13 protein-coding genes are annotated in these 12,523 nt (G+C 70.0%); 6 read left to right on the top strand and 7 right to left on the bottom strand.

Going from position 1 to position 12,523, the window contains the following annotated elements; all coding sequences use genetic code 11:
* The first annotated feature begins 39 nt into the window (after positions 1-39).
* Complete coding sequence (locus tag AB0F41_RS01910; RefSeq protein WP_357420783.1) at positions 40-867, top strand: YceI family protein; 828 nt, start codon at positions 40-42, stop codon at positions 865-867.
* A 10-nt stretch (positions 868-877) separates the two neighbouring features.
* On the opposite strand, the gene AB0F41_RS01905 is transcribed toward AB0F41_RS01910, so the two are convergent.
* Both AB0F41_RS01905 and AB0F41_RS01900 read right to left on the bottom strand, forming a co-directional pair.
* Entirely contained in the window at positions 878-2,092 is a 1,215-nt protein-coding gene (locus tag AB0F41_RS01905) for a flavin-dependent oxidoreductase (protein WP_357420782.1), read from the bottom strand.
* Positions 2,089-2,544: a hypothetical protein gene (locus AB0F41_RS01900; protein ID WP_357420781.1), complete on the bottom strand. Its 456-nt coding sequence runs from the start codon at positions 2,542-2,544 to the stop codon at positions 2,089-2,091. Before AB0F41_RS01900 ends, AB0F41_RS01905 begins: the two co-directional genes overlap by 4 nt.
* Before the next feature lie 234 nt (positions 2,545-2,778).
* Between AB0F41_RS01900 and AB0F41_RS01895 the strand changes: the two genes are divergently transcribed.
* The gene (locus AB0F41_RS01895; protein WP_357420780.1) at positions 2,779-3,858 is read left to right on the top strand and encodes a dihydrodipicolinate reductase; all 1,080 of its coding nucleotides are present in this window, start codon (positions 2,779-2,781) and stop codon (positions 3,856-3,858) included.
* Complete coding sequence (locus AB0F41_RS01890; protein WP_357420779.1) at positions 3,855-4,370, top strand: carboxymuconolactone decarboxylase family protein; 516 nt, start codon at positions 3,855-3,857, stop codon at positions 4,368-4,370. The genes AB0F41_RS01895 and AB0F41_RS01890 overlap by 4 nt, the downstream gene beginning before the upstream one ends.
* Before the next feature lie 24 nt (positions 4,371-4,394).
* On the opposite strand, the gene AB0F41_RS01885 is transcribed toward AB0F41_RS01890, so the two are convergent.
* From AB0F41_RS01885 to AB0F41_RS01875, 3 genes are all read right to left on the bottom strand, one after another.
* The gene (locus AB0F41_RS01885; RefSeq protein ID WP_357420778.1) at positions 4,395-5,123 is read right to left on the bottom strand and encodes a CoA pyrophosphatase; all 729 of its coding nucleotides are present in this window, start codon (positions 5,121-5,123) and stop codon (positions 4,395-4,397) included.
* A 64-nt stretch (positions 5,124-5,187) separates the two neighbouring features.
* The gene (gene lexA / locus AB0F41_RS01880; RefSeq protein ID WP_357420983.1) at positions 5,188-5,799 is read right to left on the bottom strand and encodes a transcriptional repressor LexA; all 612 of its coding nucleotides are present in this window, start codon (positions 5,797-5,799) and stop codon (positions 5,188-5,190) included.
* A 90-nt stretch (positions 5,800-5,889) separates the two neighbouring features.
* Positions 5,890-6,483 (bottom strand): NAD(P)H-dependent oxidoreductase, encoded by a 594-nt coding sequence (locus AB0F41_RS01875; RefSeq protein WP_357420777.1) that lies wholly within the window; start codon positions 6,481-6,483, stop codon positions 5,890-5,892.
* A gap of 223 nt (positions 6,484-6,706) precedes the next feature.
* Here AB0F41_RS01875 and AB0F41_RS01870 point away from each other — a divergent pair, with 223 nt between their 5' ends.
* On the top strand, positions 6,707-8,287 hold the full coding sequence (locus AB0F41_RS01870) for a Na+/H+ antiporter (protein WP_357420776.1): 1,581 nt from the start codon (positions 6,707-6,709) through the stop codon (positions 8,285-8,287).
* A gap of 81 nt (positions 8,288-8,368) precedes the next feature.
* Here AB0F41_RS01870 and AB0F41_RS01865 read toward each other — a convergent pair whose 3' ends face one another.
* Together AB0F41_RS01865 and AB0F41_RS01860 are read right to left on the bottom strand one after the other, a co-directional pair.
* Complete coding sequence (locus tag AB0F41_RS01865; RefSeq protein ID WP_357420775.1) at positions 8,369-8,698, bottom strand: plasmid stabilization protein; 330 nt, start codon at positions 8,696-8,698, stop codon at positions 8,369-8,371.
* A gap of 83 nt (positions 8,699-8,781) precedes the next feature.
* Positions 8,782-9,294 carry a MarR family winged helix-turn-helix transcriptional regulator gene (locus AB0F41_RS01860; RefSeq protein ID WP_357420774.1) on the bottom strand — a complete coding sequence of 171 codons (513 nt, stop codon included), beginning with the start codon at positions 9,292-9,294 and terminating at the stop codon, positions 8,782-8,784.
* Between the two features lie 77 nt (positions 9,295-9,371).
* Between AB0F41_RS01860 and AB0F41_RS01855 the strand changes: the two genes are divergently transcribed.
* Positions 9,372-11,429: an MMPL family transporter gene (locus tag AB0F41_RS01855; RefSeq protein ID WP_357420773.1), complete on the top strand. Its 2,058-nt coding sequence runs from the start codon at positions 9,372-9,374 to the stop codon at positions 11,427-11,429.
* Positions 11,430-11,461: 32 nt separating this feature from the next.
* On the top strand, positions 11,462-12,442 hold the full coding sequence (locus tag AB0F41_RS01850; RefSeq protein WP_357420772.1) for a DMT family transporter: 981 nt from the start codon (positions 11,462-11,464) through the stop codon (positions 12,440-12,442).
* The last annotated feature ends 81 nt before the right edge of the window (positions 12,443-12,523 follow it).

Below are 12,523 nucleotides of genomic sequence, written 5' to 3'. Positions count from 1 at the left end.
TCGTGCTGACCAATTCGCGACGGGTGAGAAGGTGATGTCATGGGCGGTGCCGGGTTGACCGCTCGTATCCGCGGTGCCGACGGCTGGCCGGTGCCGCACGCGGTGCTGACCGTCACGGATATGAGCGGCCGCCAGCTGACCCGGGCCGTCGCCGACGACACGGGCGCCGTATCGACCGAACCCTTGCCGCCCGGCGTGCACACCGCGGTACTCACCGCCGCCGGATACGAGCCGGCCGCGCGGGCGGTGCAGATCTCCGCGGCCGGCCGGGCCGCTCTCGGTGATCTCGCGCTGACCGCCGTGGCGGAGGCGGTCGCCGTACCGCCGGCCGGGCCGTGGACGATCGACCCGGCGCATTCGTCGGTGCTCGTGACCGCCCGCCACCTCGGCATCTCGAGTATCAAGGCCCGTTTCGGCACGGTTCGCGGGCGGCTCGAGGTGGCGCCGGTGTTCGAGGAGTCCACCGGCCGCGCCGAGATCGACGCGGCCGGTATCGATACCGGGATCGCCATGCGGGACACCCATCTGCGGTCGGCGGATTTTCTCGATGTCGGCAACTATCCGCTGATCACCTACACCGGCACGGGGATGCGCCGCACCGGCGCCGACACCTGGGTGATGTCGGGTGAGCTCATGGTGCACGGACAGCGCCGTCCGGTGGACCTCGACCTGACCTACGGTGGGTTCGGCGCCGATCCCTGGGGTGGGGTTCGTGCCGCGTTCCACGCCGAAACATTGCTGCGGCGTGCGGATTTCGCGATCGACTACAACGCGATGGTGCGGGCCGGAGTCGCCGCGGTGGGCACCACGGTCAAACTGGACCTCGATATCCAGGTGGTCCAGGGCGATCGGCTGCCCCAGGCCTGACGCGCCGTACTCACCGCGTCGCGCTGGTGCGGCGGTAGCCGTCGGTGATCGCCCGCAGTTCCGCGGTGCTCAGCACATCCTCGACGCGGGTGAAACCGTGCGGTGCGCGTTCGGCGACCAGCCGCAAGGTGCGGTCCATCGGCATATCCCGGTTGGCCAGCACCACGGCGTTCGCCGATTCCCGGCGCGCCGATTCGTAGGCGGCGAGCCCGTCGGCCGGGTCGGCGCACTCGCGCAGTGCGGCCGCCAGGGCAATGGCGTCGAGGATCGCCTGTGAACCGCCGTTGGAGCCGATCGGGTACATGGGGTGCGCGGCATCGCCCAACAGGGTGATCCGGCCGAAACTCCACCGCGGCAGCGGATCCCGGTCCACCATCGGATACTCGAGCACCGTCTCGGTGGCGGCCAGCAGGGCGCCGATATCCAATCCGGCGATATGCCAGTCCCGGTAGTGCGGCGCGATATCGGCGAGCCGGCCGGTGCGGGTCCAATCCGCCGCGCCCTGCGCACTGTGCGGTGTCTGCACCTCGGCGACCCAGTTGACCGGTACGGTGCCGTCATCCGCGGCAGTCGCCAGTGGGTAGGCGACCATTTTGGCGGTGTGGTTGCTCCCGGCCATCAGCATCGACGAGCCGGTGAGAAACGGTGGCGCCGCGGCTGTCCCGCGCCACATCCGGATACCGTTCCAGCGTGGTGCGCCCTCCTTCGGGTACAGGTACGAGCGCACCGCCGAATGCAGGCCGTCGGCGCCGACGAGCACGTCGGTATCCCACTCCGTGGTCGTTTCATCGCGCCGGTCCTGGATTACTGCGCGTACCCGGCCGGATTCCTCGACGGCGGTGACGAACCGGTGGCCGGTGCGTACGGCACCGGCGCCGAGCCGGTCGCGGACCGCCGCGAGCAGCAGCGCCTGCAGCCGGCCCCGGTGGACCGAGTACTGCGGCCAGTCGTGCCCGGCGGCCAGCCCGCGGGGTTCGCGCCAGATCTCGTTGCCGAACCGGTCGAAATGCACGAGTTCCGAGGTGGCGACCGCCTGTGCGGCAAGGTGCTCGTGCAGTCCGAGTCCGGCCAGTGCGCCGGTCGCGTGGGGGAGCAGGTTGATCCCGACACCCAGCGGCCGCAGTTCGTCCGCGCGGTCGACCAAGCGGACGTCGATCCCGGCGGCGTGCAGACTCAGCGCTGCGGTCAGGCCGCCGATACCGGCGCCGACGACGAGAACTCTCACCGCGGTACCCCGAGCGGGACCACGGCGGGGTTGAAACGCTCGTGCAGGTGGACCACCGCGACCGACCGATGGTCGATGAGCACGCTCTCCTTGTATACGCAGGGTGGGCCCGGTTCGTCGTCCGCGGTGGCCCAGCGCGTGAGACCGGCGCCGAGGACGGTGCGCGCCAGATGCCGGCGGCCCGCGGCGAGACTGTGCCCGATCGGCAGGTGTTCGTCGGTGAGTAGTTGGGTGAGTTCGCGATCGGTGGCCACGATGGTGACGTGGTTCAGCGACACCGCGACCCCCTCGCCGGTGACCAGGGTGGACCGGCGCTCCACCACCGGGTCGGCATCGTCGCATCCCAGCGCGGTGCGTACCGGGGCCGCCAGTGTCCGGGCGGTGGTGACGTGCTGGGCGGTGAGGTCGAGGGTGAGCGACCGTCCGACCAGGGCTTCGAGCAGAACGGTCATCGAACCGTCGGCTTGTAGTAACATCCGGGTAACCGAGGGGAAATCGTATGCTACTGTCTCAGTGAGGAATTCCGTCACCGCGGTAACGATACGGATCCGATCGATGTCCGGCATTCCCAGCCGCGGAGACATGCGACACGCCGTCGCCGCATCGGTATCAATGCGCCGGGCGCCGTGGACCGGCGATTATCCGGAATCCGCCCTCCACAACCAAGCGCTTGTTAGACTTCGGCGATGATCTCGACGGTCGTCTGGGGGACCGGCAATGTGGGCCGGGCCGCGATACGGGCGGTCGACGCCCACCCCGAACTCGCCCTGGCGGCGGTGCTCGTGCACGACCCGGGCAAGGCCGGTAAGGACGCGGGTGAACTGGCCGGACTGGACCGGGCCCTCGGTATCGCGGCCACCACCGATATCGACGCGGTCCTCGCCACCCGCCCCGGTGCGGTCGTCTACGCGGCGTCCGGCGAGATCCGGCCCGATGACGCCCTCGCCGATATCGTCCGCGCGCTGACGGTGGGTGCGATTGTCGTGACACCCGCGCTGTACGCGCTCTACGACCACCGCGGCGCGCCCCCGGAGACCCGCGAGCCGGTCCTCGCCGCGATCGAAGCGGGCGGCGGCGCGCTCTTCGTATCCGGTATCGATCCCGGCTGGGGCAACGATGTGCTGCCGTTGCTGATCAGCGGTCTGGGCAGCGTGGTGGAGGTGGTGCGCTGCCAGGAGATCTTCGACTACTCCAGTTACGACCAGCCGGATTCGGTGCGCTACCTGGTCGGTATGGGGCAGCCCATGGACCAGGTCCCGCCGATGGTGTCGCCGATGGTGCCGACCATGGTCTGGGGCGGACAGGTGCGGTTGATGGCCCGCGCACTCGGTGTCGAACTCGACGAGATCCGCGAGACCCTGGAACGCCGCCCGCTGGAGACGACGATCGAGACCGCGACCATGGGCAAGTTCGAAGCCGGTACCCAGGGCGCCATGCGATTCGAAGTACAGGGAATCGTCGACGGCGTCCCGCGGATCGTGGTGGAGCACATCACCCGGATCCATCCCTCCTGCGCCCCGGACTGGCCCGCCCCGCCCAACGGTGAAGGCGCGCATCGCGTCGTCATCGAGGGCCGTCCCCGGATCGAGGTCACCGTCGAGGCGACCGATGAGGGCGGTAACTACGCGGCCGGGGGCAACGCCACCGCGGTCGGCCGCCTGGTCGGTGCGATCACCTGGCTCGCGGAAGCCGGACCCGGCCTCTACGACGCACTCGACGTGCCGCTGCGCCCCGCGGCCGGACGACTCGGAAAGGATCGGTCATGAGAGTCGATATCCCCGAAGGTAAGGACCCCATCGGCTACGTCTGGGGCGAGATGGTTCCCGGAATCGGTATCGCCGCATCCAACTTCTCGATGGCGGTCTACGCCCACACCACGCTGGGCCTGCGCGAGTTCGAGGCCGCGCGGCTACGGATCGCGCAGATCAACGGATGTGTTTTCTGCCTGGACTGGCGCACCGAACGCGACGGGCAGAAGGTGGAGGAGGGGTTCGCCGACGCGGTGTCCGATTGGCGCGGCACCGAGGCCCTCGACGAGCGGGCGCGGCTGGCCGCCGAATACGCCGAACGCTACGCACTCGACCATCACAACCTCGATGAGGATTTCTGGTCCCGGATCTCGGCCCGGTACACCCAGACGGAGATCGTCGAACTCAGTATGTGCCTGGGTTCGTGGCTCGCGTTCGGCCGCCTCAACCATGTCCTGGGCCTCGACGCGGTCTGTGTCCTGCCGGGTCACAGCGGCGCGAGCCCGGCCGGAGCGCGCCCGGGGGCCTGACCTCCCGGCCGGCACCGGACCTGCTCAGTGGTGGGTCCAGTCGGGCTGGAGGAAATCCGCGACCCGGGCCTGTGCCGGAGGTCGTGCCCGCAGTACGACCTCGCGGAACTGCCACAGCATGGCGCCGGTGGGCGCGTGGATCGTCATATCCGGCGCCAGCCGCATCTGCAGTAACCCGGTGCCCTCGGCCGGTACGGCGGCACCGGGTGTCGCGGGCCCCGGGGGGATCCAGTGCGGTGTATCGTCGGCGGCCAGCCTGGTGAGGTCCACGAAATGCACCGAGTACACCTCGTCCGGGCTCGGGTGCAGGGCCGAGGTGTCGGCGAGTGTCGCGACCACCGGGGTGATCGCGAACCCCGAGGCGGCGGGGAAGTCGTCGAGGACGCCGAGAACGTCGGCGTCGCGGGTGGTGAGGCCGAGTTCCTCGTGCAATTCCCGGGCCGCCGCGTGCGCGAGTGTCTCCCCGGATTCCACACGCCCGCCGGGCAGACCCCACTGGCCGGCGTTGCGGCCCTGGTACGCCCGTTTGATGACGATCACCGCGAGGGTTTCGCCGGTGTCGACAACGCACAGCACCACCGCTGCCCGTCGCATACCCGGTGCGTCCGGCACGGCGATCCGCGGGAACGAGTCCAGCCGGGTATGTGCGAGGGCGCGGAATTCCTCGATCGTTGCGGGGACCTGCGGTCCGGGCGTTGCGGGAACCTGCGATCCGGGCATATCGGGGACCTGTGGTCCGGGGTCGGCGGCCATGAATTCGATCATGCCGCATCGGCGGCCGGGGCGGGGCGGGTGTCCCGCCGGGCGGGAGCGCCGATCACATCCGGCGCATCACCGAGACGACCTTGCCCAGTACGACCGCGCGGTCACCGTCGATGACCTCGTAGGCGGAATTGCGGGGTTCCAGGTAGACATGCCCGCCGCGGCGCCGGTACACCTTCACCGTGGCCTCCCCGTCGAGCATGGCGGCGACGATCTCACCGTTGTGCGCTTCCGGCTGCTGCCGGATCACGACGATATCGCCGTCGCAGATGGCGGCATCCACCATCGAATCACCCCGCACCCGCAGCCCGAAAACCGTGCCCCGGCCGACGAGTTCGCGCGGCAGCGACAGGACGTCGTCGATATGTTCCTCGGCCGCGATCGGTGTGCCCGCGGCGATATCGCCGACCACGGGTACGGCCACGGCGTCCCCGCCGGCGGCCGGTTCCGCGCCGGTGTTCAGGAACAGCCGCACATCCATCGGCCGCGACACCCCGTCCCCGCGGCGCAGGAACCCCTTGTCCTCCAGGCTTTTCAGATGCCGGGCGACCGAAGAGGCCGAACGCAGCCCTACCTCATCGCCGATCCGGCGGGTACTCGGCGGATAGCCGTGTCGTACGACGAAATCGCCGATCGCGGCGAGAATCCGCCGTTGGCGCTCGGGCAGGGTCGAGGTGTCGAGATGGTCGTATTCGGTCACCGATGCATCGTATTGCCTGGTCCGGCAGGCCCTACCGGCCGCGCCCCCGAGAGGTGCTCACCCCGGGTAGGGGCGGGCGGCGCGGGCGGTGCGCAGGGTCTCGCCCCACCAGACGAGCTGGTTCAGAAGAGTTTTCGCCGCGGTATCGGCGGCGGGGTCGCCGATCAGCGCACCCGCATCGTCGCGGCGCTGCCACGGGTTGTGGAAGCTGACGGTGTCGCGCACGGTGACCGCGTGCAATTCGGCGAACACCGTGCGCAGATGTTCGGTGGCCCGCAGGCCGCCCGATACTCCGCCGTAGCTCACGAAACCGACGGGTTTGGCCTGCCATTCGGAATGGTGCAGGTCGATGAAGTTCTTCAGCGTGCCGGGGTAGCTGTGGTTGTACTCGGGGGTGACCACCACGAAGGCGTCGGCCTCGGCCAGGACCGACCCGACCGCTTCGACGGCGGGCGCGGGGGCGCCGAACGTATGCGGGAGTTCGGTGGTGGCGAGGTCGATCGGGGTGGTGTCCAGATCCGGGTCGGCGGCGGCGCGTGCCAGGAACCAGTCGCCGACCACGGGGGCGAAACGGCCGTCGCGGCTGCTGCCGATGATCACGGCGGTACGCAGCGGCGCGGTCAGGGTGCCGGAATCGGGGGTGAGGGTCATGGGGGCCTCCATAGCGTGGTCGTGCGGACCGATCCGGCCCACACGACCAGCTTGATACCTCAACTATTATTGAGGTCAAGGATCGAGTTCTCTCGTGCCGATTTCGCCGAAACCGCCCCGGGGTGTGCCGACGATCCTGGTCCGACCGCGCCGGCAACAGAATCGGTACCCACCCGGCATTGCGTGGCCCCGCGGACGCCTCGGCATCGCAGACTGGACGGTCATGGACCAGTTGGTGCTGATGTTCGCCATCCTGTTCGCCGCGGTACTGGCCGAAGCCCTCGGTCGCCGGCTCGGGGTGGCCTCCGCGGTGCTCATGACCCTGTTCGGCTGCGCCCTCGCCCTGCTGCCCTTCGTGCCCGCGATCCGGGTACCACCGGATCTGATCCTGCCGCTGGTGCTGCCCCCGCTGCTCTACGCCGCCGCGCGCCGCACCTCGTGGCGGCAGTTCGCGGAGAACTGGGAACCCATCGTGTTACGCGCGGTAGGGCTGGTCGCGGTGACCACGGTCGCGGTCGCGGCGGTGTTCCATGCCTGGTACCCGGGTCTGCCGGTGGCCGCCGCGGTTGTCCTCGGTGCCATCGTGGCCCCACCGGACCCGGTCGCGGCCACCGCGATGGCGAGCCGGCTGGGGCTACCGCGGCGGCTCGTGGTGGTTCTCGGCGGTGAAGGCCTGTTCAACGATGTGACTGCCATCGTCATCTACACGGTCGCGGTCCAGGCCGTGGTCACCGGGCATTTCTCGGCGCCGCGCGCGGCCCTGGAGTTCGTCGTGTCGGCGGCGGTCGCGGTGCTGGTCGGCCTGCTGCTGGGGATCGCGGGAAGCCGGCTGACCCGGCATCTGGAGGAAGCGGCCTGGCAGGTGGCGTTGAGCCTGTTGCTGCCCTTCGCCGCTTTCGGGCTGGCGGAGGCATGGGGCGGGTCCGGGGTGCTGTCGGTGCTGGTGTGCGCCCTCTATCTCACCGACGCGGCCACCGAATTCGGCGACGCCGACTATCGGATGGTCGGCGATTCGTTCTGGGATATCACCGAACTGCTGATCAGTGGTTTCGCTTTCGGATTGATCGGCCTGGAGCTGAGCGCCGTACTGCAGGCGACCGGGCACAGCTGGCCGCAGCTGCTCGGCGGCGCGGCCGCGGTGGTGGGCGTGGTGGTGGGACTGCGCCTGGTCTGGTTGCTGATCACCTGGTGGCTGCGCGGAAAATGGTGGCGCGACGAGGACGCGGATGAGCCGTACACCTGGCGTGAAACGGTGGTGACCTGGTGGACCGGTATGCGCGGGGTCGCGACGGTGGCCCTGGCCCTGGCGATCCCGCTGCTCACGGAGGACGGCGCGGATTTCCCGGGGCGTACGCAGATCCTGTTCACCGCGTTCGCGGTCGTGCTGTTCACGCTCCTGATCCAGGGGCCGACACTTCCGTTGATCGTCCGTCTCACCGGAGTGCGGGCCGATACCAGTGCCGAACGCCGCCTCGAGCGGCAGTTGTGGGAGCGGGTCGTCGATGCGGAACTGGTTCGCCTCAAAGAGCTCGCCGCCACCGAGCACATACCCGAAGAAATCTACGAACGGCTGCGTGAGAGTGTGCGCAGGCGGATGGCCCGCGCGGATCCGCAGGCCGCGGACGACGAAGCCCGCCAGCAGGCGGAGCGGGACGCGCGGATGGCCGCGAAGGTCAAACATTTCCGGGCCGAGATCCTGGATGCGGGCCGGCGCGAAGCGCTGGCCGCGCGGCGCGAGCCCGGTATGCCGCCCGACCTGGTCGATCGGGTGACCCGGCGGCTGGATCTAGGGCCCCGGCGCTGAGTACGCGCCGGTACCCGGCCCGGCGCGGCGGCAAGTACGACCGATCCGGGTCCGGGTGAGCGTTCGCGGAGCGCTACCTCGTCACGACTTTCCCAGCGCCCGCGCCAGTTCGCTCTTGGTCATCTTGGAGCGGCCCTCGATATTGCGTTGCCGGGCCTCGTTGTACAGCTGATCGCGGGTCGGGCCCTTCGGCCCGCCGGTACCGGAGCGCAACCCGCCCCGGCGCTGCGGGGAGATATCGCGGGTCGAGGTCCGGCTCGCGGTTCGGGATTGCCCGGCCTGGGCCCGGTTCTTGTTGACGGTGCGCGAGGCGATCTCCTTCGCGCGCCCGGTTCCGGCGCCGCGTTCCTGCGCCGAATCCTTGATGTGCTCGTATTGCCGTTCCTGTTTGCGGGTCCATTCCTTCGGCATGACACACCTCCTGTCGACATCGCGTGTACCCGGGTCCGGTGCCTTCAATCAGCGGCCGCACACCCGCTCGCAGCGTGGGGCGGTCACCCGCCCCGGGTCGTCTTCGGGGTGAGGCTCGCGTGGTGTTCCCGCATGGCGGCGACCACGGCGTTGAGCACCCGGTGCGCGGCGGTGAGGTCCGCGGTCGGCAGCTCCGCCATCGCGGACCGGGTCCGCCGGCCCAGTGGGTGGAAGAATCCGCCCGCGACCGCCATGCCCCGGTCCGAGTAGTGCAGCAGCACCCGCCTGCGGTCGCCGGGATCGGTTTCGCGCCCGATATGGCCGGAGGCGATCATCCGTTCGATCAGGTAGGTGATGGCGGCGGGCGAGAGCCCCATGAGTTCGCGCAGTCCGCCCGCGGTGAGCGGCCGGCCTTCCGCGTCGGCGGTGGCGATATGCATGAGGGCGCGGAAATCGTTGGCGCGCAGCTCGTGGGCATGGGCGAAGAGGTGCCCGATCTGCTCGGATATCGCGGTCAGCGCCCGGATATCGGTGGCGATATCGGTTTCCGCGCGGTCGCGCGCCGCGCCGTCCCCTTCATCCTCCGGTGCTGTCACCCTCGCCATCCTTCCTGTTCGCCCGCTCAGTGTAGGCGCCGGTTGCGTATTATTTCAGTTTCTGAAATAGTCGCGGCGTGAATGCGTGGGATCGTTATGCCGCACTGGTCACCGGTCGCCGTTCCTGGTGGCTGCTGCTGGCCGTTCTCGTCGCCGCCTGCGCCGTGATCCTGGGTACCGGCGAGAACGATGACGCCGGCCGGGCGCCCACCTCGCTCCCGGAGAATTCGGAATCGGCGCGGGTGAAGGCCGCTGTCGCCGAATTCCCGGGCGGCGCGGACGCTCCGGTGATCCTGGTGGTCACCCGTACCGACGGCGCCGAACTGTCCGACGCCGACCGGGCGGCCGCGGGCGAGGCGGTGGGCCGGATCGGTGGTACCCCCGGGCTGGTCGTCTCGCCGGACGGCAAGGCGGCGCTGGGTCGCGCGAACGTCTCGGCGGAGCTGAGCGGTGAAGCGCTCACCGAGGAGATCGGCCGGCTCCGCGAGGCCGCCGACGCCCAGGCGCCACCGGGACTGACGGTACAGATCACCGGCGGCCCCGCCTTCGGTGCCGATATCGCCGACTCCTTCGCGGGCGCGGATGTGACCCTGCTGGCGGTGACCGCGCTGGTGGTCGCGATTCTGCTGATCGCCACCTACCGGTCGCCGGTGCTGTGGCTGGTGCCGCTGCTGGTGATCGGCCTGGCGGATCGGACAGCCACCAGCACCGGCACCGCGCTCGCCCGCGTGACCGAGCTGAGTTTCGACGGTTCCACCTCCGGTATCACCAGTGTGCTGGTCTTCGGCGCGGGGACGAACTACGCGCTGCTGCTGGTATCGCGATATCGCGACGAACTGCACCGGCACTCCGCGCACCGGGACGCCCTGCGGGAGGCGGTGCGGCGCGCCGGGCCGGCGGTGCTCGCCAGCAATGTGACCGTGGTCCTCGCCCTGTGCTCGCTACTGCTGGCGACCTTGCCCAACACCCGCTCACTGGGGCTCATGGCGGCCGCCGGCCTGCTGGTGGCCGTGGTGTTCGTCCTGGTGGCACTGCCGCCGGCGCTGGCGCTGTGCGGCCGGCGCATCTTCTGGCCGTTCGTGCCCCGGGTGAGCGACGAAGATCTGACCGAACAGGGCCTGTGGCACCGGATCGCGACCGCGGTGGTCGCCCGGCCCGTCACGGTCGCGGCCGTGGCCATCGTGGCGTTGCTGGGGTGCGCCGCCGGATTGGCCGGGGTCACCATCGGGTTGTCGCAGACCGAACAGTTCCGCGTGGAGGCGGAATCGGTCGACGGGCTCGACACCCTGGCCGCGCATTTCCCCTCGGGCGCTTCCGACCCGACGATCGTCCTGGCCCGGCAGGGTACCGCGGATGAGGTGCGGCGTGTGCTGGAGAGCACACCGGGCACCTCCGGCGTGACCCAGGCCGGCAGCCACGCCGGGATGGACCGATGGACCGTGACCCTCGACGCCGCACCGGAATCGGAGCAGGCGTTCGGCACCGTCGAGCAACTGCGCGCCGGTCTCGCCGGGATCCCCGAGGCGCAGGCGATGGTCGGGGGCAGCGATGCCCAGGCCCTCGACACCCGCGACGCGGCCCGTCACGACCAATTGCTGGTCATCCCGCTGATTCTCGTGGTCGTCTTCGCGATCCTGCTCATCCTGCTGCGGGCGCTACCCGCCGCGCTGCTGCTGATCGGTGTCACCGTGCTGAGCGCCCTGGCCGCGCTCGGCCTGGGCAGCCTGGTCGGTACCCATCTGTTCGGGTTCCCGGCGCTGGACACCACGGTGCCGCTGTTCGCGTTCCTGTTCCTGGTGGCGCTGGGCGTCGACTACACGATTTTCCTGGTGACCCGGGCGCGGGAGGAGACTCCGGGCCACGGGACCGTGGACGGGATCGTGCGCGCCGTCTCCGCTACCGGTGCGGTCATCACCAGTGCCGGCATCGTGCTGGCGGCAGTGTTCTGCGTACTGGGGGTGTTGCCACTGATCACGCTCACCCAGCTCGGCATCATCGTCGGCATCGGTATCGTGCTGGACACCTTCCTGGTACGCACGGTGGTGATTCCCGCCCTGTTCACCATGGTCGGGCCCAAGGTCTGGTGGCCCAGCGCGCTGGCCCATGCGGAAGAGCGGCGACCGAAATCCGCGTGATACCGGGGCCGGCCGGCCCTTAGGGTCGGGGCATGGAGCTGGTGGATCGGGCCGGGCGCGGGCGGGCAGCGGCCGCCGCGGCGGTGACCGTGACGTTGTGGGCGTCGGCGTTCGTCTTCATCCGGGCCGCGGGGGAGCATTTCTCACCCGGTGCACTGGCGCTCGGCCGGCTCGTGTCCGGGGCGGTCGTACTGGTCGCGCTGTGCGTGCTGACCGGCGCCGGGGTACCCCCGCGCCGCACCTGGCGTGCCATCGGTATCTCCGGTGTGCTGTGGTTCGCGCTGTACATGGTGGCGCTGAACTGGGCCGAACAGCATGTGGACGCCGGTACCGCCGCGCTGGTGATCAATATCGGCCCGGTGCTCATCGCGCTGCTGGGCGGTGTGCTACTGGGTGAGGGCTTTCCGGCCCGGCTGATGGCCGGGATCGCCGTATCGTTCACCGGCGCGGTGGTGGTGGGCCTGTCCAGTTCCGACGGCGCCGCGACCGTGCTGGGAGTCGTGCTGTGTGTGATCGCGGCGGCGGCCTGGGCGATCTCGGCGATTGTGCAGAAGCCCGCTCTCGCGCACGCGTCGGCACTCCAGGTCACCACCGGCGGGTGTGTGGTGGGCGCGCTCGCCTGTCTGCCCTTCTCCTGGCAACTGGCGGGCGAGGTGGCCGCGGCGCCGATTCCGGCGACCCTGAGCCTGATCTATCTCGGCGTGTTCCCGACCGCTGTCGCCTTCACGACCTGGGCCTACGCCTTGGCGCGGATGACGGCGGGCCAGGTCGGCGCGACCACCTACGCCTCGCCCGCCCTGGTCATCGTGATGGCCTGGGCCGTATTGGGGGAATTCCCGAGCGCGCTCGCGCTGGCCGGCGGTGTGCTCTGCCTGGCGGGGGTGGCGATCACCCGCGGTGGGCTGCCGGCACTCCGGGCCCGGGTAGCCCGCAAAGATCCGGAAGTGGCTCGCGAGACGAAATCCGTTGACCTGCCGCGGGAGTCGTCTCCCGGCTCGGCGGACCGCGCCTGACCGCGCGGTATACCGCCGTGAAGTGAAACAACCCCCGTTGACACGCGGTATGTAGGTAAGGCTAACCTGTGTCCGTTGTGT

This window comes from Nocardia sp. NPDC024068, assembly GCF_040638875.1.
Lineage (GTDB): Bacteria > Actinomycetota > Actinomycetes > Mycobacteriales > Mycobacteriaceae > Nocardia.
This window is presented reverse-complemented; position numbering and strand designations above follow the sequence as displayed.